Genomic DNA, 20,122 nt, shown 5'->3' with positions numbered 1-20,122 from the left:
AAAAGTATTATGATTTAGTTTTATATGAAACCCATCGACTTAAAGGAATATCTCCAAAAATTAAAATTAGGTTTTCAATTATTATCTGATTTACCCCCCGAAGAACAGATTAAATACTTAAACAGTATTTATTTAGCACATATTAAAGTTTTTCCTTATTCCAATTTTGAATTACGCAGAATTGCTAATCAACATCCTGTCCAAAGACAATCCTTGTCTTTTTTTAATTATACAAAGCTGCTTTCTTCAGAGCATGGGGGGTATTGTTACCAAAGTGCGGGTCTGTTGTTTGATGCATTAGTGCAATTGGGATTTAAGACGGAATATTGTGCGGCGCGTGTTCTTGTTGGCGAACCTGTGAACTCCCCTAAGGTACTTGCGATACCTGCTACTCATCTTGTTTTAGTCGTGACTGTGGGAGACAAAAAATTTCTTCTGGATCCGGGATTGGGCGCTTCTGCTCCAAGGCTCCCAATATTGATAACAGAAAAAGACGAGTCCATTTTACAAGGTAAAGAAGAGTTTAAATTTTATAAGCAGGATGGTGTGCATGTTCTGGAGAGGAAAACAAGTCAAGGGTGGTTTCGCTTGATGCAGACTGATTTGATCCCCATAGATCTCAAAACGGTAGAGCTGAACTTACTCAAATTGGAACGTTATCCGGATACAATTTCTATTCGAGACAATAAAACGATTGTTGGATCTATTACGGAATATGGACGTAAATCGTTGATTTGGGACGCTCAATCGAATCAATTGAAATTTTCAAAACATGATGGTGATGAAGTCATTCAAAAAACTTTAACCAGTTTTGAGGAGGGAGTGCAAACACTTGTTAAGGAGTTTGATATCGATCATATTTCAGCGCAAGAGTTGAAAATTTACTGTACTGAAACGAATCTTCCCCAGCCAATAAAACCTTGGACTGTGGACCTCCCCCTTGATCAAGCAGAGTTAAAAAGAATGGAAGAAAATTTAATTTTTAGACTATAGAAAAGTGATTTGTATTTGTTTTTCCAAGCTGGTTCAGCTCATCATAGCTTATGTTTTTATTAAAATACCTGCTTGCATTTATGCTGCCAGCCCTTCTAACAATAAAATCAACAAAAATCCAATGAAAAAACATAAAGTAATGTAAGGGGTTTCACGAACCCCATGGGCTTCAAGCAATAACTCCTCAGTGACCAGATAAAGTAATGCCGCAACACCAAATGATAAAATTCCATTGGTAATCGATAGTGGTAAATGAATTAATAAACTGGCGCCCAGAGCAGCTCCCACAGGGATCAATATGGCCAAAATGACACTGGTTAACAGACGAATTGGCACGTTCACTTGTCTTGCCCCTAAAGTGGCGGTCGTCGATAATCCCAAAAAGAAAATTTCAATGGCAAGGGCAATAGCGATAAGAATTCCTCCTCGTTCACCAGCCAAAAAAGCAACCCCAATTAAAATACCATCTATTAATAAATCAATTCCAACTGCGGTTAATAATCCCCAGGATAGACCTGTTTTTTCTTGTTCAAGATCTTCGAGCCTGTTAGCCAACCATTTTAGAAATAACATGGCCAGAATGCCTACTGAAAAGCCGATAATAAGAGCAAGAGGATCATGGTATGCTCCGATTTTGGGTAGCAGTTCTTTTGCTACAGCAGCAAAAACAACACCTGCTGCAAAATGTTGGGTTGCGCTGGTTATTGAACCACCTGGACGGTAAAGGCTTGCGATGCCCCCACCGATTAACATCAATATGGCGGGTAATAAAGAATAGGAGGTAATAAGCGAAATAGATGGGGTCATAAGAGATATTCTTTAAGGTAATATTGACAGAATAATCAAATAATTAGCCCAGTTCAAGAATGGCAGGCATTGCCGCATTGGCTTAATTATTTATGATAGCACCATAGATGGCAGTAGAATGTTCTGTCATATAGGCCCATAGGCGATCTCCATAGGAAAAATGCCACCATTCTCTGGGGTAATTAACAAAACCATGCTTAGCCATTATTTTCAGCATCAGAATACGATTTTGCATAGCTTCTTCAGAAATAAGTTTTGAATAGGTTTCACTTAAATCAGGATCAACAATTAACCAGTCCTTTGCAGCCATTCCAAGATTAATCAGATTGCCATAGCTATCAATGAGCTCAATGTCGATTGCGGCCCCGGTGCTATGTGGTGGTATATTAGCTGTCCCATCCAAATGGACTACTGGAGAAACCAGACGACAGGTTTCATTAAATAAATCCTCATAGGAATCGTACTCTTTGCTTTGACGTAGGTTATCACGTTGTTGGTTAAACAGAATTTCCTGAACAGCCAGACTGCGTAATCCTTCATATAGTCTAAAACGCCAGCCATTGGGCAGGTCATTTTGTGCCAAACATAATTTTTGATATACGGTTTTACGTATTTTGGTGTAGTCATTTGCGGTTAAAGGGGTTTCTGGAGGGGGCCCGTAAACAATAATATTTTGGTTTTTAAGATCAATGAGCTCTTCGCCGCATTCTTTAACAGGGATAGATATTATTTCTTTATCTGCGATATGTGCTATGGGTTTCATTATTTTTCGCAAAACAAGCAAAATTTTATTACATGGATTCGACAAGTTATCCGCACATTAATTATATCATGCTAACAAAAAAGCAGGTTAGGCCTTATGCTTTAATTATTTAAAATTTTTCTGATAAAACCTAACAATCTGCAATTAGCCATTTAAGGGAATTATGGCTCAAACTCTAGGGCGTGTTGACAATTGGCTCCCAACGCCTACGTGCCGCGACTTGTTCGCGGCATCCAGGAGATGGTCAACTTGAAATCGGTCCTTCGAATAAGTGTGTAATTGATTGATAAATAAGAGTAAACTCGTATTATAACGGTTCTAACCCCAAGTACAAAACGAGCTTGCAATGCTTAGACTTATGCTCAATGAAAACAATTGAAGCCATTGGTAAATCGGTCGCTGGCAATACAACAAAGATCCATATGGCTGTGGATGCCTTTGGTTTTCCAATTTCATTTCAGTTGATTTGCGGTGAAGTACATGATGCTAAAGCTGCACCGGACTTAATCAGCTCTTTACCGATAGCAACTTATACTATTGCGGACAAAGGTTATGACAGCGAAGAAATTCGAGAACAAATTAAGCAAAAATCTCCCATTCCAATTATCCCCAGAAAGAAAAACTCTAAAACAGGTAATGCTGAAGTTGATTGGGGTTTATATAAATATCGTCACCTAGTTGAAAATATATTTGCCAGACTTAAACAGTTTCGTGCTATTGCAACAAGGTACGATAAGTTAAAACGGAATTATGCTTCAACGCTAGCAATGGCACCCTATATGTTGGCTCAACATCTGATTTAATTAAGTGGGTCTGGGAGCACAAAAATAAAGTGATTCCAGGGTTTACAGCACGGTATAATGTACATATCTTGGTCTATTATGAAGTGCATGAAACGTACATAGAAGCTGCTCGTCGTGAGAAACGTTTCAAAAATTGGTGCAGACAGTGGAAGTTAAATTTAATTGAAGAGTTAAATCCAGAATGGCGCGATCTTTATGAAGAAATCTGCAGCTGATTAGATCTCATGGATGCCGCGAACAAGTCGCGGCACGTAGGCTTTGGGAGCCAATTGTCAACACACCCTAATGTCAATTAAATGTTAACGAATTTTTTTCAGATGGGTTTTTCATAAGTTCATAAATACTGTCACGTAGCTCTATTGGAACATTTTTTGAAAACACGGGTCTCACCGTGTCATTCTCTCTGTCCATAGCCAATTGGATCTGTTGTATTGAGCCATAAACATTTTTATGGTAGAGGTGATTTTCATATTTTTCAAATTCCCCCAAGCCTCTGCCATTCCCTACATAGGTAAATCCCGCCTTTTTTAGTAATGTTTCAATTTCAGTGATCATGCTAATACTCATCAAATAAATAGGGTGGCGATTATATTGATAAAATACAACAAGATCAATCAAGGAGCATATTACAATTTATTATGCCACCTTGTTTTAGTGTTTTTCATCGAGATTACCAGGGACAGGGTATCCTATGAAATTAATAATTTTCCATTGATTTTGTGCATCTTTTAGAAAGACATCTAATCCTTCATCTTGCGTCTCGGAAATGAGTTTTCCTTGCTCAAATATTTGCAAGTACCAGGTAATTCTTGCAACCGCGAGATGGCCTGAGCGATAGACCTGTTTTAATTTAAAATGATATTGGTAATTTTTCCTTGTTTGCTGAAATATTTTTTTAAAGCCGTGACAAATAGACGTGTAATTTTTTTGCGGAGCACCCTGATAATTGGCAATTAATGATTTTGAAAATAAAGCACAAGTTGGTGCCAGTTTTTTTTGATTAAATGCCAAAGTCCAGTCAGTAAATATTTTTTCAAATAAAACAAAATCATTATTTTTATTGGCTGCATAAAGATAGGGAGAGCCTGAAGAACAGGTTATCAATAGAAGCAACAAAAAACGAATGAAGCGATTCATATTGATTCGTGGAACCCAAAGAAAAGATTAACTTAACAAATCCCTCCAGACAATGACAGCAAATTCTTAATGTTGTTTTTATTTGATTATTTATAATTTGCACATAAAATTCATTGTAAGGTCATCATGAAAGATTTAAGATCACTCTGTCTTCTGTTAAGCTTTGCTTTGCATTATTTAGACTTTACTGCTATTGGAGGAAGCTCAGTATGGGGTTATCAGCTCAGCAAAAAACGGCCATAAAATCTTACTTCGAATCCAATTATAATCTGTTTTTTGGGATTCCAACTGAACGTAAAGAAGGCGATTTAACACCCAATGAACATGTGATGGTATTGCAATACCTGCGATTTTATTTATTAAAGTTGCCTATTGAGTGTTTGGAAGAAGAGTTGGTGAACAAACAAATCAATGGTGATGATACGGTAGGTATTTTATTAGAGGATTTTCTGGGCAACACTCTTTCTCCAATGAACCCGGATGCTTATTTTCATAGTCAAAAAAATTTTATCCAGATGGGTAATGCTGAAGATCCTGCAAAGCCAGAAGATATTATTCAGTATTTAATAGAAGTCATTGAGAATATGTCGCAACAAATGGATCATGGTTATTTAAAAAAAGAAAGTGATCCCAGAATAGAAAAGAGCAACAGTTCTTATGCGTCGAAAGCACTAAAGTGGGGCCTATTTGGAGGAGCTGCTTTAGCTATAACATATGCTGTCAGTAAATTGTCTGATAAAAGCCATACCAATAGTCTATGAAAGCGACAATATTCGGTTTCGGGGTAACGGAATATCAATTTCCAGCGGATTTCTCGAAGTACGTCTTATACCAAAGCAAAACCATGCTATGTTGTAAGAGTTGTGTCAAAAGCAAGAACCCTGAATTGCTATTTTCCCGGATACTCCTTAAAAAGTAGATTGCAATGATATTATAAATTCGTTTTCTGCGAGACAGAAAAAGTATTATTCTGTACAAACCTGCCTACTGATAAGGAAGTCAGAAATGATAAGACATTTTTTTATAGTTTTATTCTTTTTCGTCGGTTTTATGAATCAGGCTTCAGCTCTTCCCTGGTTTGAGAATGAGAATGATTTAAGAAATAATAACAAACTGAGATATAGGGCTCATGATGAAATCAAAAAAAATCAAATAGATTTTTCTGGCAGGTGGAGCGGGCAATGTGATAGTAATCCGGCTGTGGACCTAACTATCAAGCATACTCGAGAACACATTTCTATTTCCTATGGATTTATGGAAGAAAAATATATTCCGGGTGAAGTTCGAGCAGAGTCATCCTCACGCTTATCTTTATCTGAAAGCGGCAGCACTACAGTGAAATGGAATCAAGATAACACAGCTTTAATTTTTATTAATTATCATTTGTTTATCAATCAAAGCGGTAGTTTGAATGTGTTTTTTAGTAAGGTTTCCATGGCATTGGAGCAAGAGCAACTGGTAGTCAAAGGACAGCATTTTCAAACAGGAAATACCTTGGATGATATTAAACAAGAAACTATCTCATGTATTTATGACCGTAAATAATGACATAAAGTAAATCCCTGTATGATGAGCTTTTTGCTGGTCACATGGGACTTACTTTACTGGTTAGTGAAACGATCTCAATTGATTAAAAATTGTCGATCAGACTTTTTTGTATTTTGATTTCTATTGTTTCAAAGAATAATTTAACATCCAGTGTATATTATACCTATCAATCAGCATACCAAAGTGCGCGCCCCAAAATGTATCGGCGAGTGCTTGCACTACCGTTCCTTCCTGACTTAGTTTTTTAAACAGGGCTTCAATTTCTGATTTTGTGCTGCAATCAATGTTGAGATGCACATTATTGCCTTGCTTTGCTTCGCCACCTGGCCAATCAGATGCCATCAGAGTGAAACCACCTTGTCTTAAACAAGCATGCATGATGTCGTTTTTATCGGCTTTTTTATCACAAGCCCCTTCAGGGGAATCACCATACGTCATTAGTTCTAATTCTCCTCCAAAACAATTCTGATAAAATGTCATTGCTTCTCGACAGGTACCGTTGAAAAGAAGGTAAGGTATTAGCGGTTTCATGTATTCTCCTTGATAAATTGATTATTGCAAGACTCGTAACTCCCAATTTCTTTGCTAAAGGTCATTTATTGCTTCGATTTTATGATTTTTCCTTAGCATCTTATTCTGCTGCAGCTTTCAGCTTTGCGATATCCAGTTTTTTCATTTGCAGAAGCACTCTCATGACTTTTTCTGACTTTTGATGGTCACTCAGCAATTCAGCCAAGATATCGGGAACTATCTGCCAAGATAATCCAAATTTGTCTTTGAGCCAGCCACAAGGACCTTCTTCTCCATCTGCTGAGAGTTCCTTCCAGAAGTAATCCAACTCGTCTTGTGTATCGCAATTGACCATCAGTGAGATGGATTCGTTAAATCGAAATTCAGGGCCGCCATTAAGTGCCACGTATTGTTGTCCATTCAAATTGAAGAGGATTGTCATCACACTGCCTGCTGGTTTTTTATGGAATTCAACTCCTTCTTTGCCATAGTAAGTAATTTTTTCAATACTCCCATTTTTGAAAATCGAGATATAATACGTCACTGCTTCTTCGGCTTTATCATTGAACCATAGACAAGGAGTGATTTTTTGCATGGTTTTTTATCCTAATTTCTAGCTATTGAAAAATTTATTAGAATTCATAGCGGTTATGTGGTTCATCCAAATTTAATTTTGGGCCCTTGGGAACAATTCCCGTAGGATTAATGCTTAAATGACTTCGATAATAATGTTGTTTGATATGATTAAAATTTACGGTTTCTTTGATACCAGGAAAATGATAAAGCTCTCGTAAATAATTGGATAAATGCGGATAGTCGGCAATCCGCTGCAAGTTGCATTTGAAGTGACCATGATACACGGCATCGAACCGAATTAATGTTGTAAATAAACGCCAGTCGGCTTCTGTTAGTTGCTCTCCTAGCAAATATCGCTGTGTTGCCAATAGGTTTTCTATTTGATTTAAGGTATTAAATAACGCATCAAATGCTTCTTCATAAGCTTTTTGGGATTTAGCGAAGCCGCATTTGTAAACACCGTTGTTAATATTTTCATAGACAAGCTGATTAATCTCATCAATTTTTTGGCGCCATTGTTTTGGATAATAGTCATGATCTGTAGAACTAAAGGCATTAAATTCGCTATTCAACATGCGCATGATTTCTGATGATTCATTATTGACTATCGTTTTCTTTTTTTTGTCCCATAAAACAGGAACTGTTACTCTACCGGTATAATCTTTTCTGGCAACCAAATACAACTCTTTGAGATAATGGATATGATTGATGTGATCGGCTGTTTCATTACCTGATTCGCCGTAACTCCAGCCATTTTTACCCATGACTGGATCTGAAAAAGAAACAGAAATAATTTTTTCCAATCCTTTCAGTTTTCTCATGATTAACGTTCGGCATGCCCAGGGACAAGCATAGGACAGGTATAAATGATATCGATCAGGCTCTGCTTTAAACCCACTCTCTCCATTCGCAGTAATGTGCTGACGGAAACCTGATTCAGCACGAACAAAACGTCCTTCTTTGTCTGTGTTTATATTGTTTTCATCGTGCCAAATACCATCAATTAGTATCCCCATTATTAATTCCTTATATATCAACAACTTATTAATATTTTTTGAATACTGACGCAGCATGAATACGTCTTGTTTAATAACTGCTTTTTAATGCATAATCATTGATAAATCGATTAATTCATTTTGTATCAATAAATTTAAGGAAAAATTTATGTTCAATGTAGCTGTTATTGTCGGAAGCCTTCGTAAAGAATCTTTTAATCGTAAATTAGCGTTTGCTCTGGACAAGCTTCAGCATCCTACATTTCAGCTATCTCATATTAAAATAGATGATATTCCTCTTTATAACCAGGATTTTGATAATAATTTACCTGACTCAGTCATTCGGTTAAAAAAAGAAATTACTGAGGCAGATGCTGTTTTATTTGTGACACCTGAATATAATCGTTCGATACCCGGTGTATTGAAGAATATTATAGATTGGGGGACCAGGCCATACGGAAAAAATGTATGGGCAGGCAAACTCATGGCAGCTATTGGAACGAGTCCGGGAGCTATTGGAACCGCTGTTGCTCAATCGCATTTGCGAAGCATAATGGTTGCAATTGATGGCGTTTGCTTTGGGCAGCCTGAAATTTATCTTGTTTATAAAGATGGACTGATTGATAACAATTTTTCTATTACCATGGAGTCTACCCGAAATTTTCTGCAAGGATTTCTGGATCGTTTTGCCAGGGAAATTGAAAAACATAAATCAATATAAGTATGTCGACTGGTTACCCAAAGCAATGTTTCTGGCAATTGGTGCATTTTTCTATGTTCCCGATCATTCATTTTGGCTAAAGCCTCTTGCTCACTTCGTTATTCCTTATGTTTTACGGTAGTCCAGAATTTTTGCGTTTGGACTACCAATAATTAATTGAATAACATCTGTTGAATCAGCAATTTTATAACATTGAGTGTAAATCTGTTACAATTAAGCGCAGTTTATATTTTTCATAAGTAATATTTTATCAGGAACACCATTAATTGAATTTTATTGGCTGGACAGAAAGACAAAGTCTTTTTCGATTATTTCCACTCATTATCAGCATTTCTTTTGCTATGGATGTTTTTGTGCCCGCAATTCCGGAAATGAGTCGTTATTTCAATACTGACAGTACAACGATGCAAGCTACCCTTTATTTGTTTATGCTCACTGTAGCTTTGGGTCAGCTATTGGTTGGGCCTTTGGCCGATCGTTTTGGACGAAGACAGATGGCCTTGAGTACGGCACTTCTTTTTTTTGCAGGATCGTTGATCTCTGCGTTAGCTCCGTCAGTACCGGCATTGATTTTTGCACGTATCATTCAGGCAGCTGGTGCCTGTGGAACCTATTTACTATGCTTTATTATCGTTCGAGATAATTTTTCAACGGGCACCTGTGCCCGCTTGTTTAGTATCCTGTCTGGGACGAATTCGATGGTTGCCAGTTCTGCTCCAGTTATTGGGGGATTATTGTTGGATATGACGCAAGATTGGCATAGTGGATTCTACTTTTTAACCTTGCTTGGGTTATTAATGACTGGCATAGCCTTCCGTTACATCCCTGATTATCACTATCCCAAACCCGAGCTGCTCCAGATGAGGGTGCACCAAGTGATGAGGCAGATAATAAGTAACTCTGACTTTCGCCAATACACATGGGTTGCCTCAGCCAGTTTGCTGGGATTGTACTTGTTTTGTGCTCAATCACCAGGTATTTTGATCACACAACTGTACCTGAGTGCGACTGAATATGGTTTCTGGTTTGGTTTGAATGCAATGACTGTGTTTGTTGCCAATATGATGGCCGCACGACTTACTTATTCTCACTCATTGGAGAGCATAGTGCGTTGGGGCTTGGTTTTAATGACACTGTCATGCTTTTTTATGCTGGCTCTTAATCTTCGTCAATGCAGCATTTTAAGTTTTATGCTTCCCATGCTTTGCTTGACTGTGGGTATTGGTATTAGCATGGGCACAGCAACAGCGCTTGCTTTAAAGGATTTTGAACAGCAAGCTGGCGTCGCTACCGCTCTGTTGGGTGCTTGCCAGTTTGGTCTCGCGGGCCTGATTGGTGTTTTGACAGCTCAATGGATGCCCGGGCCATTAAGTGTAGCTATCCCCGTACTTTGTTTCACTGCAGTGGGATTGGCTAGAATCACCAAATTCAGTTTTAGAATATTGAGCGGCTCTTAATCTTGTCCTCAGGCAATTGGCCAAAAAAGACCGATTATAGGTTATGCTGTAGGTAACACTGTGACATTTAGTGTTGTTTATCCCGGGTGTGGTTCTGTATTAAGTTTTAGTGGTAATTTCACTAAAAAAGGAAACATCATTGATACCATTTCCATCTTGACCCATCAGGCTCAGGATATTACTCATGAAGGACCGGGAGCTCGTTTCATTGGACATGATCGCTTTAAAAAAGTAGCTGCATCCAATACATAGAATGATTTTTCCAAGCAAGCTTACAATAAGCCTCATGCCAAGACATGAGGCTTTAATGATTTTGTAGATGTTCTATAGACAAGGAATAGACTTATTAATCTTAAATCTACTCTATAGTCATTTCATGCAAATTATTCCCGTATAGTAAGATAGCAAAACTGGCAAGCCATACGTAAAATCCGATTAATAATTTTTCTACAAGAATGAATGGCGAAAGCATGGCAAAAATAAAAGCTGTAATGCCAAAGCGATAACTGTTTTTGGATCCATAGGCCAGTAATGAAAATAGATACAAAAGGTTTGCCAGCCAAGCAGGTTGCCATGCTAGAAAACCCATCCATCCTGTGATTAAGATTTCAAATCCATAATGTGTTTGATGTATCCCTCGTTCAAAATCAGGTATTATTGCCGCGGGTAAGCACAAGGCAATGACATAAAGGATTATCGATAAAAAGATACATACTGTTTTCACTGAATTTCGAGTCATTGATTACTCGCTTTATTTGATAGTCAATAACATTAATTATTCAGCTAACTCAAGAATTTCATTGAGCAATTTAATGCGGTCTTGAATTAAGAGCGCTTGCCAGCTTTCTGCGCTGATCTTGGGGCATTTCACACGAGCCAGTTGAATCCAGGCATCCCTGTATTTAATCCAGGCTATCTCGGTTTTTTTAATACCTTCTTTGGTAATAGTAGTGTATTGAAAGGAGGTAGTATCTGCCATCAACTTTTTATAGATACTATTCAATTGCCTATCCAGTTCCTCATATTGCTTTGTTGTCACAAGAGGAGCCTCACATCGATCTACCTTTTGTAACAGCTCAAACAGGCTTTGATTGAGACCTAATTGCGCATTGATGGCAAATGCGCTTCTGGCTGTTCCTGATAAATCAATTTCATTCATCGAATGATCATGGATATACACTTCGGCAGTTTTTCTAACCTGCTGGTATAATAGTTGTTCTTGAGTAGTCCATTGGCTGACTAGGGCATTAATTTTTTTATTGCGTTTTGCATCTTGCAAACGCTGATCAATAGAAGAGCACCAACCCATCATATACCCACTGGTAATGTCATCACAAATATCAAAAGAAGTTTTCTTATTACCCTGTTTTATCTGTGCGAGATGGGCAATACGACCATCCATTTCCGCTGGAGCGGCATCCTCCATCATGCAGGCAAAATGCATGGCAAGATCAGGATTAAATTTTACTCCTCTACCATTGGCGTAAGCCATAACCAGGACATTATAATCTTTATTCATTAATGCACATTGAAAGGCTTTGTCATAATCGGGGGCGGTATTAAAACCATAATAGAGATCAAGCGCATCACAGTTTTTTAGTGAGGCTTTACTGGCTTCATCAAGCTGGTTTTGGCCTGGTGCTGATAAATGAGCTACTGTTTGGCATAATTTCTTTGTTTGGGGAGAATAACTCTCTAAATTAAATTGACTTTGCTCTCCAGCTTCATCTGCATGAAGTTCATTAATATTGGCTAAATTTAATAAACTAATTAATAGAATAAAGATAATCCAATTAAATCTTATGTTGTTAGTTATCATAATTTTTTCTTTCTAATTATTTGTTATTAATACGGCATTCCATTTTTATGCATAAAATGCCACTGCCCATCATCACCAAACACTGCCGCAAGATCATCCGCAGGATAATTTACTTCGTCGCCCTGGGTTCGATCTCCTATTTCAAGATAAACCACTTCATCAGCTGTCCGATTGACCAGTTGATGTGCTTCGCCATTTGGAGTAAATCCAGCACACATTCCGGGATGTAATTGAATGTCAGCAGTTTCAGTGACTAATGTTGGTTGCCCTTTCAGGATAAAAATGAATTCTTCCTGTAGTTTATGTTTATGCAGCAAAGCGGATTGTGCCCCAGGAGCTAATCTTGTTAAGTTGACGCCAAAATTTTTTATTCCAAAAAAATCCCCTAATGCATGTTTTTGACGACCAGCCATCATGGATGCGAATGGCTCAGGATAAATAGAGGGTTTGGTTCGCGGGGGGATCTCTTCTGCTGCTATAGCAGGCAATGAATGTTTGTCTTTGTTCATCATGATCGTCAATTTGAGTTCTATCCTTGCAATATTTAATCAATATTAGCATAAAGTAAGTTATCTTGAATCCCTACTTTCAGGAATTCTAAATTATGGATTTGTTACTGAATTTAGCGAAACCAAAGCAAGATTAATCTTAGGCAGCAGAAAGCAAAGTATATAGAAAGATTTTGAGTGAGTTAGATTTTTCTATGAATCTGTTTCCAGATCTTTGCTTTAGGAGTTTCAGGTTAAAAAATTAATTTCCAGCCAGCACAATAGATATATTATGAATTCTAGGGGAGTGATGTAAGGCGCACTCCTTTTAGAGGAGGGAGCGTTTTTACAGAGGGTTTCTCTGGGGTATAAATGGATAATCCGTTCCCTAGAAGTGCTGGAGTTGGTGTAGAAGGTTTTTTTACTATAGATGGTAGGGTAGGAACAGATGATTTTTTTGCAGTCAGTTCCTGGATTGGAGCGGGAGTTTTATTTGTTACCAGCGCCGGTGAGGATTTATGGATTGGGAAAAATCCAACCTGGCCAGCCACTAAAGCTGTTTGCTTTTTTAGAACCGGTGCGCTCATTACTCCAGAACGTTGATCAGAAAATCCCAGAGTTCGTAATGCTTGAGACAAATCAACATTAGTCAAAGAAAGTCTGGCAGCAAACCAGGATTCAATGGATGTTTTTGTGAAAATCTTTGCAGCAAATAATTCACATAGCCTTGCATTTCGAGTCAGACTATCTGTTCCCAGGTTATCAAAATAAAAATTAATTATTTTGGATTCAATCAATTTTTTTGCTTGTTCCTGACTGCATCCCCGAATGGTTGCTTTATGATGAATCGCTCGATTCATGATTAAAGTAAAAAATTCCGGATCTTCGAAAACAATGCGTGCTGGTGAATGTTTCTTTTTTGCTTCAAGTGCCAGGTCAACAATCATGTTCTCAGTTTTATTTTCAAGAGGTTCTTTTTGAAAAATTGTTTTAATCAAATCCAGTCGAGGGGTGTTAATTATCAGGTGTTTTATAAATTTTGCTTTATCACCCTTTGTGCCTACCATTCCTTGAATCAGTTTTTTTTGTTCGTCAGATGTTAATGAATTGTATAGGGAGGGCAAGTAAGGCATTTGTTTGTGAAGATTAATACACGCTTGAATGTTTTTAGCATCGGATAACAGGCTTAGCTTTTGCATTTGCAAGAGCAGGGTAAACAATTCCGGGTTTGCAAAAATATATTGCCCTTGCTCTACCGGATTTTTTAATAAAATACGTGTAATTTCATGTCTCTGTTGATTGAGACTGAAGGTACAAAAACGGCAATCTCGTTTTTCAAGTTCTTCTAGACTGAATGTTTCCTGTTTTTGATTATCCCATGGATTGACTAAAATAAAATCATAACCACCATTTATTTTAGGGACCACTTTATCTATTCTTAACGCATGACGGTCATAAATTTTTCCATTGGCATCTGGCTCACCATAGGCGAAGCTGATATAAACGGCTTCTTTGGGGTTCATTAATTTGAGTTTGATGATTGCATCCATTTCTTCAGTATCTTCAGCATGAATACCTAATAATTTGCCGACAAAACGGGTGGAGGTTTCCATGTGTCTTTGTCTTATGCTATGAGCTGTCAGACTTCCAGAGTCATTGGTATGATCCCAATCTCCAGTGTAATAATAGGAGCTGATTCGTTCTAAAACTTTAATAGCGAGTGAATTGGTTTCTACCCCTTTTTTTGAATTATCAATTTCTTTGAGTTTTTGTTGGCCTATAAAAAAAACATCTTCATCTGTATTTCGATCATAAACGTGGATATATTTGCCACGCATTTTCTGAGAATCCAGTCGGGTACTCTGATTATTTCGTTTAATGCGGACGGTTAGCCCAAGTAGAGTTTGCGTAAACTTTGATGCTAACAATTGACGAGCTTCGTCTCCAGAGTTAAAAATACAATCTAATGCGACTAGCAGGTAACAATCATCGACTGGGCCTTGTTTTATAGTAAGGGGAGTATTTTTTTCTGGAAACAAAGGCGTCATATGGATGTCCAATAATACAAAAAGTATTTAATCTTGCCATTTTATCAAAGAAATATTATGTGAATATTAAGGAAAGCTGAGGCAAGCATGGTGTAAACCCATCATTTTCTTATGTTCAGGACTTACAAAAACCCTCAAGGTCCTGATGTTATCCAACACCCGGTTTTTCTTGAATGACTATTTCATCCTTGATTTCATCATCATCATTGATGAATTGAATTTTCAGGGCATGCTCGAGAGCTATTATCAGCATGAATCCATGGTGTTTAGAGTAGAAAAATTTGCTTCCTTCCACCCATTTTTTATAGGAATAAAGCTCTGCTCCTCCGGCTCCATTGACATAATAAACAATTCCGTTGCGTTCGATACGCTCGTAGTGATGATCATGACCTCCCATGACCACATCAATACCCATAGCGGCAAAATTCCATTGCATACTGGTATTGGAACTATGTTTGCCAGAACTCAACGGAGCATGATGAAAATAGACTATTTTAAAGGGAGCTTTTGATTGTTGTACCTGTTCAAACAACCATTGATATTGCTTCGAACCTTCCTTGCTTCCATCCGGTTCATGAGAATCACTATCCAAGGCAAAAAAATGGATTGGGCCGCGAACAAAATCATAATAACTTTGATTTCCAGGAAGGGTAAAATAGCTGAAATAGGGTAATGTTCCCTGATATAAACAAGTCTTTCGAGCAAGCCAATCATGATTACCCAGAGTAGGGAAAAAGCGATTGACATCAGAACCTTTCCCATATTTTCCCTGATAATTGCCTATGTATTCGTGATAATATTTACCCACATTCTTATCAATCGTTTTCCAGCAACCGTAAGTTTAATTATTATCTCCAAGAGTAAGAATAAACTGGGGATTTTTGGACTTGAGGACACTGGCTACTTTGGCTTCCGCTAAAGAATTGGCACCGTAGTCTCCAATGACAGCAAAGACCAGGTTTTCCTTGGCCATCAGCGGGTTAGTCAGGATAACTAAAACAAGAAACAACAAGATTTTCAAAGAAGATCCCTGTGCTTGATGGAGCGAAGCCGCTATGGTAAGAGATCTCTTTTTAATAAATCAATAGAATTGAAAGTACAAGATGATTAAGTCAATTTAATTTTTAAACCGGGCGAAATTTAATGAATATTATCTCATTGATAAGATGAGGTAAGCGATATTATGGCGTTACAAAGTCCTTTTAAACTATTGTAATGTGATGCAGTAATTAGGGGTGTATTGAACAATTCTGTGTTTGCTTTGTTCAAGATAGTAGTCATGGAATCGCCAGGGCCGAGATCTATAATCAAATTATACTGATATTCGCCGATTAAAGCGCAAACTTTATGCCATTGAAGTGTTGTACATAGCTCTTGGCCAAGCAAAGCCCTTTCTTGCCTGGCATTATATATTTTATTTAATTCTAGTGGGCTGATGACAGGGTATTTTAGAGAATAAAAACCATAATTTTCATCCAGAAATCGCTGGAATTGTTTGCTTTTATCAGAGTAAAAATCCGTATGAGAAGGCAGATAAACTCCTAAAAATTTCGCATGACTTATAGGGTATTGGGAAAGCGCTGTGATCAAGTGCCGGAGATCTGAAATTTTTCCGCCGATCACCACATGTTGTATTGAATTGATAATAGCAATATAGCAGTTATGTTTTGCAATAACAGGTTGAATTTCTTCCAATATAAATTGTCCAACGACAGACAACAAATCGTATTCTGCAAAGATATTATTATTAACTATCGATGTCATAAGCTGGGTGCGATACCTGAATAATTTAAAGGAATCTTGATGATTTGCATTAATGCTCCCTAAAAAAGCGCTGATTTCGCCTAAACTGTAACCAGCCAGGTCAACTTGGTGGTTTGTGAAGAGCGGCAGCAGTCTTGAAAAAAGAGTCAACTGATAGGCGCCAATAATAGATTGAACAGAATGCGGATTGGTCATTTCAAGATCATTTTGTAAGAAGTCAATTTCAGCTGCAGAAGACATTATCTTTAGAAGGTTCATTGTCTTTTTATCAGTTCGAAAAATATCAAACAAACTGTCAGCATGATAACCTTGACCGGCAAAAAGAAATAATATTTTCATTTGGCTTCTCTTGAGAAAACATGCCGTAAAAAATAAATTAAGCCTAACATATCTGCTACGCCCCCGGGACTTATGTTTTTTTTGGAAAATAATTGATGCAGTTCAATGGCTTTTTGTATGGATTTTTCCCGATTGTTTTGACATATGCCTTGTTGAACATGATAACGGGCAAATTCTAATCCCTCGGGACCGGTACGATAAAGGATATTGATGTCGTCAATGGTCAATAATAAACGTTGGTATGTCAATAACCCAAAGAATGTCTGATCGTGAGTCATGTTCAATAATTCATTATAAGTATCGAATACTGGTTTATACCCTTCAATGGCAGTTTGTTTAGCATCATGTACAGCATATTTTTTCGTTACTAATGTACCATGGGTATCTGTGTTTTGGTGTTCCTTTTCCAGGTATTGAGCCCATTGATCAATAATCGCATAATGCAGATCTTCAATAGAAAAGGCATGATATTTTACACTTAATTTGCAAATCGAAGTGCATAATATCCCAAGGGCAAATATAGCTCCTCGATGAGTATTGATCCCTCCGGTAATCTTTAGCATGGTTTTTTCGGCATTCAAGCCAAATGTTACCAGATTTTTAGGTGAATATCCCAAGGCAGTATGCAGGCCAACCTGGTAAAAATAATGGCGCAAACCAAAGAGACTGCGAAAAAACAGGGCTCCATTCATATCTTGATGTGCCCCACTATCAACAAAACTGACTAATCCGGGTTTTGGATATAAGGCCACTTCATCATACAGGGCTTGAACTGCTGTTTTTGCAAAATATCTGGCAATTTTGTATGGATTAGGCAAGGAGTGCTGGAAAATTTGCATATAGGCTCTCTCTTTTCACTAAAGTTACTTTTTTTGTTGTTTTAAACAAAATAGAATCACTGGAGTGGATTTGTAGCAATTCTGCCCATGAACAGTCGCCTAAAGCAGGAAAGCGTATTTCACCGTCTATGCAATCAATGTTAAGTGTTTTTTGTAAATATTTTTGCAATGCTGATAAGTTAAAGAGTGATTGATTGTCATAAGATATCAGCACATCCAGATCAGAAGAAGGCTGGACATATTGCTCTCTGGTTAGGTGTTGCCAGCAGTAGGAGCCATAAACCTGGATTTTGCTGCTTGTATCAAGTTCTAAAGAAGGGAAGATCTCTTGAAGAGAAGGGAGTGCTCTTGTGCTAATTACCCAAGAGTCATCCACTACATAGCTGGTGCGTAATTTTTGGTTTCGTGCTGGGATAAAGTAGGGAATGGCGAGTTGGATTTGTCCACTGGGGATATTCTCAGACTGCCTGGTTACTATAAGGGGATAGTCACATTTTAACCAATACCGGAGTATATCAATTTGTGCAGGAGCGGGTAAGATCGCAGTTGTCGTATTTTTATCAAGATAGCATAGAGTATGTCTGAGATAGTTCATAGATTTTCTATGGCTTTTATAATGTCATAGGCTTCTTTGCGGCCGCCATATTGTTTGCCTAATTCGGCACGATTATCATGGCTAATATTGGGTTCCTGAAGTGTCAATAGCAATTGCTGAGAGACTTCATCCAAATCAAGAACCTGGTGTAACCCTCCTAATTTTTTGAAGTTTTCTACGCCTGGAGCAAATACCGGGGATGTCTCGCTGATTTTTCGTAACACATCGATATCTATCTTGGTCACTTTAGACATACCCTCTAGCCACATGACTGCCAATTTAGCATTTTTCAAAGCATATATCCTATCTGCCATCATGCCAAATGCGATAAAACTGCCGCCAATGGCTTGATTGTATATAAGGGTAATGATTTTATTGCCATTTTGGCGTGCCAAATGCAAACACTTTAATAAATGAGCAAAGTATGCATACATTCCTAGCCATTCATCACGTACTGCTAATTTTTGTCCGGCTACATCAGTCAACAGGACAATAGGATCTGTGTTGTTATTTTTGATTATATCCAGAATACATCGGGCCATTTCTATGGATTCGTCAACTCCGAAACTGGTATCTTCAACGGTGCCAACAATGTTGAAATTTTTGTTTTCTATTTTTCCGGCTCCAAAAACAATTTGCTGTTTAATTGTTGTTTTTGTCGTGTCAAAGCAATGATCGATTAATTGTTTTAAAGTAATTTTTTCATTGGGCATCATTTATTTCCCTTTATTAGTCAATTCCAGGAATTGCTGGTCAGAAACACTGAATATGTCTTGCTGATATAATTCGGGTCGGTTATTTTTTAACCACTCACCTTCCTCACGGCAATTTTTGGCTGAGGTAATGCGTTTTTGCAGTTGTTCATGCTCTGCCAGAATAGAATTCAGACTAAGGGACGGGGTAGTGGCGAGCGTTTTAAGGGCAGTTTTTATCTCCTGACGAATATCCATGGTTTTATTGGTGGTATATCCTTGAACATCGTCTTTAAGAAAGCGGGTTCTACCACCATAGACTCGCCAGACTAATGGACGATTACTGCTATCAAATACTTCAACTCCTTTTACTGCCTGAATTACTTCCGCTCCTGATATGCCAATACGTGCTCCTTGATTAACGATAAGATAATCAAGAGTGCCACTGATGATCCCCATGCCACCAAAGGCCCCATTATTGCCACAAATAACGCCTATGGTTTTAATGCCGGCTGAGCGAGCATCCAGGATGGAGCGAATGATTTCAGAAATTTCAATTTCACCTACGTTCGCCTCTTGTAAACGGACTCCACCACTGTCAATCAAAAAAATGATTGCAGGCAGTTGATGTTTAATTGCATACTTGATTAGACCATTGATTTTGGCACCATGTATCTCTCCTACTGAGCCGCCAATGAAATCTTTTTGTTGCGATGCAATGGCTATATCAATTCCATTCATTTTGGCGATACCAATGATGACCCCATCGTCTGTTTCCACTTGCATGTTTAACTGAGGCAGGGTGGGGCTAGGTGTGTCTTTATCGAGTAAGAATTCTGTAAAACTGTTTTCATCGACTAACGAATAAATTCTATTGCGTGCGGCGGCTTCTGTGTAGCTATCCTTTTTATGATATCCTGTTTGGTAGGTTTCCATCGCCTGACGTAGGCGTAAGGAAACGACAGGCGGAGTGGCCCCCGCATCGTTAAGAGTAATGGATAGCCCGCCATAAGGATAGTCTTCAACAAAGCGTTCAATCACTGCATCCCAGGTATTTCGGAAACCAGAGATTACAGTATTTACAATAATATCGGTTTTATCAAAGTTAGAGTTTGGTTTAATAATCACTTCCAAATTACCTGAACCGGCCACTCCAACTTTAATCATAGGAGATATTTGGAGTTTTTTGGGCAAACTGAATGTGTATTGATATTTATCCATAAATAGG

The 20,122-nt window shown here is 37.9% G+C and carries 24 protein-coding genes and 2 pseudogenes; 8 read left to right on the top strand and 18 right to left on the bottom strand.

Annotated features, from left to right (window positions below; all coding sequences use genetic code 11):
- Positions 1 to 24 precede the first annotated feature (24 nt).
- Positions 25 to 993, top strand: a complete 969-nt coding sequence (locus LPG_RS12350; protein ID WP_010948153.1) for an arylamine N-acetyltransferase family protein — start codon at positions 25 to 27, stop codon at positions 991 to 993.
- A 78-nt stretch (positions 994 to 1,071) separates the two neighbouring features.
- Here LPG_RS12350 and LPG_RS12345 read toward each other — a convergent pair whose 3' ends face one another.
- Positions 1,072 to 1,800: a ZIP family metal transporter gene (locus LPG_RS12345; protein WP_010948152.1), complete on the bottom strand. Its 729-nt coding sequence runs from the start codon at positions 1,798 to 1,800 to the stop codon at positions 1,072 to 1,074.
- A gap of 82 nt (positions 1,801 to 1,882) precedes the next feature.
- A complete protein-coding gene (locus LPG_RS12340; RefSeq protein ID WP_015444074.1) occupies positions 1,883 to 2,563 on the bottom strand; it encodes a M15 family metallopeptidase in 681 nt (226 codons plus the stop codon).
- Between the two features lie 377 nt (positions 2,564 to 2,940).
- Between LPG_RS12340 and LPG_RS12335 the strand changes: the two are divergent.
- A pseudogene (locus LPG_RS12335) lies at positions 2,941 to 3,366 on the top strand (IS5 family transposase); the annotation flags it as partial.
- A pseudogene (locus LPG_RS12330) lies at positions 3,330 to 3,581 on the top strand (GIY-YIG nuclease family protein); the annotation flags it as partial. The pseudogenes LPG_RS12335 and LPG_RS12330, both read left to right, overlap by 37 nt.
- A 73-nt stretch (positions 3,582 to 3,654) precedes the next feature.
- Here LPG_RS12330 and LPG_RS12325 read toward each other — a convergent pair.
- Both LPG_RS12325 and LPG_RS12320 read right to left on the bottom strand, forming a co-directional pair.
- Complete coding sequence (locus LPG_RS12325; RefSeq protein ID WP_010948149.1) at positions 3,655 to 3,933, bottom strand: hypothetical protein; 279 nt, start codon at positions 3,931 to 3,933, stop codon at positions 3,655 to 3,657.
- An 84-nt stretch (positions 3,934 to 4,017) separates the two neighbouring features.
- On the bottom strand, positions 4,018 to 4,503 hold the full coding sequence (locus LPG_RS12320; protein WP_010948148.1) for a hypothetical protein: 486 nt from the start codon (positions 4,501 to 4,503) through the stop codon (positions 4,018 to 4,020).
- A gap of 146 nt (positions 4,504 to 4,649) precedes the next feature.
- On the opposite strand from LPG_RS12320, the gene mavI reads away from it, so the two are divergent.
- Positions 4,650 to 5,264, top strand: a complete 615-nt coding sequence (gene mavI / locus LPG_RS12315; RefSeq protein WP_010948147.1) for a Dot/Icm T4SS effector MavI — start codon at positions 4,650 to 4,652, stop codon at positions 5,262 to 5,264.
- A 226-nt stretch (positions 5,265 to 5,490) separates the two neighbouring features.
- On the top strand, positions 5,491 to 6,048 hold the full coding sequence (locus LPG_RS12310) for a lpg2443 family Dot/Icm T4SS effector (protein ID WP_010948146.1): 558 nt from the start codon (positions 5,491 to 5,493) through the stop codon (positions 6,046 to 6,048).
- 123 nt (positions 6,049 to 6,171) lie between these two features.
- Here the strand turns inward: LPG_RS12310 and LPG_RS12305 are convergent, their stop codons facing one another.
- The 3 genes from LPG_RS12305 to LPG_RS12295 all read right to left on the bottom strand — a co-directional run bounded on the left by LPG_RS12305 (position 6,172) and on the right by LPG_RS12295 (position 8,153).
- Complete coding sequence (locus LPG_RS12305) at positions 6,172 to 6,582, bottom strand: VOC family protein (RefSeq protein ID WP_010948145.1); 411 nt, start codon at positions 6,580 to 6,582, stop codon at positions 6,172 to 6,174.
- A 100-nt stretch (positions 6,583 to 6,682) separates the two neighbouring features.
- A complete protein-coding gene (locus tag LPG_RS12300) occupies positions 6,683 to 7,156 on the bottom strand; it encodes a VOC family protein (RefSeq protein WP_010948144.1) in 474 nt (157 codons plus the stop codon).
- A 37-nt stretch (positions 7,157 to 7,193) separates the two neighbouring features.
- Positions 7,194 to 8,153: a glutathione S-transferase family protein gene (locus LPG_RS12295; protein ID WP_015444077.1), complete on the bottom strand. Its 960-nt coding sequence runs from the start codon at positions 8,151 to 8,153 to the stop codon at positions 7,194 to 7,196.
- 148 nt (positions 8,154 to 8,301) lie between these two features.
- Between LPG_RS12295 and LPG_RS12290 the strand changes: the two genes are divergently transcribed.
- The 3 genes from LPG_RS12290 (at position 8,302) to LPG_RS12280 (ending at position 10,562) form a co-directional block, all read left to right on the top strand.
- Positions 8,302 to 8,853: an NADPH-dependent FMN reductase gene (locus tag LPG_RS12290; RefSeq protein WP_010948142.1), complete on the top strand. Its 552-nt coding sequence runs from the start codon at positions 8,302 to 8,304 to the stop codon at positions 8,851 to 8,853.
- A gap of 266 nt (positions 8,854 to 9,119) precedes the next feature.
- The gene (locus LPG_RS12285) at positions 9,120 to 10,310 is read left to right on the top strand and encodes a multidrug effflux MFS transporter (RefSeq protein ID WP_010948141.1); all 1,191 of its coding nucleotides are present in this window, start codon (positions 9,120 to 9,122) and stop codon (positions 10,308 to 10,310) included.
- A 60-nt stretch (positions 10,311 to 10,370) separates the two neighbouring features.
- Entirely contained in the window at positions 10,371 to 10,562 is a 192-nt protein-coding gene (locus LPG_RS12280) for a hypothetical protein (RefSeq protein WP_015444079.1), read from the top strand.
- 106 nt (positions 10,563 to 10,668) lie between these two features.
- On the opposite strand, the gene LPG_RS12275 is transcribed toward LPG_RS12280, so the two are convergent.
- From LPG_RS12275 to mdcD, 11 genes are all read right to left on the bottom strand, one after another.
- On the bottom strand, positions 10,669 to 11,049 hold the full coding sequence (locus LPG_RS12275) for a hypothetical protein (protein ID WP_010948139.1): 381 nt from the start codon (positions 11,047 to 11,049) through the stop codon (positions 10,669 to 10,671).
- Between the two features lie 36 nt (positions 11,050 to 11,085).
- Positions 11,086 to 12,129, bottom strand: coding sequence for a lysozyme inhibitor LprI family protein (locus tag LPG_RS12270; protein WP_010948138.1), 1,044 nt, complete (start codon positions 12,127 to 12,129; stop codon positions 11,086 to 11,088).
- 26 nt (positions 12,130 to 12,155) lie between these two features.
- Positions 12,156 to 12,650 (bottom strand): lpg2434 family Dot/Icm T4SS effector, encoded by a 495-nt coding sequence (locus LPG_RS12265; RefSeq protein WP_010948137.1) that lies wholly within the window; start codon positions 12,648 to 12,650, stop codon positions 12,156 to 12,158.
- Between the two features lie 266 nt (positions 12,651 to 12,916).
- Positions 12,917 to 14,677, bottom strand: a complete 1,761-nt coding sequence (ceg30, locus tag LPG_RS12260; protein WP_010948136.1) for a Dot/Icm T4SS effector Ceg30 — start codon at positions 14,675 to 14,677, stop codon at positions 12,917 to 12,919.
- A gap of 136 nt (positions 14,678 to 14,813) precedes the next feature.
- Positions 14,814 to 15,473, bottom strand: coding sequence for a metallophosphoesterase family protein (locus LPG_RS12255; RefSeq protein WP_010948135.1), 660 nt, complete (start codon positions 15,471 to 15,473; stop codon positions 14,814 to 14,816).
- Between the two features lie 33 nt (positions 15,474 to 15,506).
- Positions 15,507 to 15,686 carry an alkaline phosphatase gene (locus LPG_RS12250; protein ID WP_015444081.1) on the bottom strand — a complete coding sequence of 60 codons (180 nt, stop codon included), beginning with the start codon at positions 15,684 to 15,686 and terminating at the stop codon, positions 15,507 to 15,509.
- A 134-nt stretch (positions 15,687 to 15,820) separates the two neighbouring features.
- Positions 15,821 to 16,768 carry a malonate decarboxylase subunit epsilon gene (gene mdcH, locus LPG_RS12245; protein WP_010948134.1) on the bottom strand — a complete coding sequence of 316 codons (948 nt, stop codon included), beginning with the start codon at positions 16,766 to 16,768 and terminating at the stop codon, positions 15,821 to 15,823.
- Complete coding sequence (gene mdcB / locus LPG_RS12240; protein WP_010948133.1) at positions 16,765 to 17,607, bottom strand: triphosphoribosyl-dephospho-CoA synthase MdcB; 843 nt, start codon at positions 17,605 to 17,607, stop codon at positions 16,765 to 16,767. The genes mdcH and mdcB overlap by 4 nt, the downstream gene beginning before the upstream one ends.
- Entirely contained in the window at positions 17,579 to 18,202 is a 624-nt protein-coding gene (gene mdcG, locus LPG_RS12235) for a malonate decarboxylase holo-[acyl-carrier-protein] synthase (protein WP_010948132.1), read from the bottom strand. The genes mdcB and mdcG overlap by 29 nt, the downstream gene beginning before the upstream one ends.
- Positions 18,199 to 18,918, bottom strand: coding sequence for a biotin-independent malonate decarboxylase subunit gamma (gene mdcE, locus LPG_RS12230; protein ID WP_010948131.1), 720 nt, complete (start codon positions 18,916 to 18,918; stop codon positions 18,199 to 18,201). Before mdcE ends, mdcG begins: the two co-directional genes overlap by 4 nt.
- On the bottom strand, positions 18,919 to 20,115 hold the full coding sequence (gene mdcD / locus LPG_RS12225) for a biotin-independent malonate decarboxylase subunit beta (RefSeq protein WP_015444082.1): 1,197 nt from the start codon (positions 20,113 to 20,115) through the stop codon (positions 18,919 to 18,921).
- Between the last annotated feature and the right edge of the window lie 7 nt (positions 20,116 to 20,122).

The organism is Legionella pneumophila subsp. pneumophila str. Philadelphia 1, assembly GCF_000008485.1.
Taxonomy (GTDB): Bacteria; Pseudomonadota; Gammaproteobacteria; order Legionellales; family Legionellaceae; genus Legionella; species Legionella pneumophila.
Note: the sequence above shows the minus strand (reverse complement) of the source record. Positions and strands in the feature narration are given on the sequence as shown.

Bases quoted from the DNA above. Each gene is read 5' to 3' on its own strand.
- LPG_RS12340 (WP_015444074.1), bottom strand. From the start codon at position 2,563: ATGAAACCCATAGCACATATCGCAGATAAAGAAATAATATCTATCCCT.
- LPG_RS12290 (WP_010948142.1), top strand. From the start codon at position 8,302: ATGTTCAATGTAGCTGTTATTGTCGGAAGCCTTCGTAAAGAATCTTTT.
- mdcD (WP_015444082.1), bottom strand. From the start codon at position 20,115: ATGGATAAATATCAATACACATTCAGTTTGCCCAAAAAACTCCAAATA.
- mdcG (WP_010948132.1), bottom strand. From the start codon at position 18,202: ATGAACTATCTCAGACATACTCTATGCTATCTTGATAAAAATACGACA.
- LPG_RS12300 (WP_010948144.1), bottom strand. From the start codon at position 7,156: ATGCAAAAAATCACTCCTTGTCTATGGTTCAATGATAAAGCCGAAGAA.
- LPG_RS12295 (WP_015444077.1), bottom strand. From the start codon at position 8,153: ATGGGGATACTAATTGATGGTATTTGGCACGATGAAAACAATATAAAC.
- LPG_RS12350 (WP_010948153.1), top strand. From the start codon at position 25: ATGAAACCCATCGACTTAAAGGAATATCTCCAAAAATTAAAATTAGGT.
- mdcE (WP_010948131.1), bottom strand. From the start codon at position 18,918: ATGATGCCCAATGAAAAAATTACTTTAAAACAATTAATCGATCATTGC.
- mdcB (WP_010948133.1), bottom strand. From the start codon at position 17,607: ATGCAAATTTTCCAGCACTCCTTGCCTAATCCATACAAAATTGCCAGA.
- LPG_RS12305 (WP_010948145.1), bottom strand. From the start codon at position 6,582: ATGAAACCGCTAATACCTTACCTTCTTTTCAACGGTACCTGTCGAGAA.
- LPG_RS12345 (WP_010948152.1), bottom strand. From the start codon at position 1,800: ATGACCCCATCTATTTCGCTTATTACCTCCTATTCTTTATTACCCGCC.
- LPG_RS12270 (WP_010948138.1), bottom strand. From the start codon at position 12,129: ATGATAACTAACAACATAAGATTTAATTGGATTATCTTTATTCTATTA.
- LPG_RS12320 (WP_010948148.1), bottom strand. From the start codon at position 4,503: ATGAATCGCTTCATTCGTTTTTTGTTGCTTCTATTGATAACCTGTTCT.
- mdcH (WP_010948134.1), bottom strand. From the start codon at position 16,768: ATGAAAATATTATTTCTTTTTGCCGGTCAAGGTTATCATGCTGACAGT.
- LPG_RS12275 (WP_010948139.1), bottom strand. From the start codon at position 11,049: ATGACTCGAAATTCAGTGAAAACAGTATGTATCTTTTTATCGATAATC.
- LPG_RS12325 (WP_010948149.1), bottom strand. From the start codon at position 3,933: ATGAGTATTAGCATGATCACTGAAATTGAAACATTACTAAAAAAGGCG.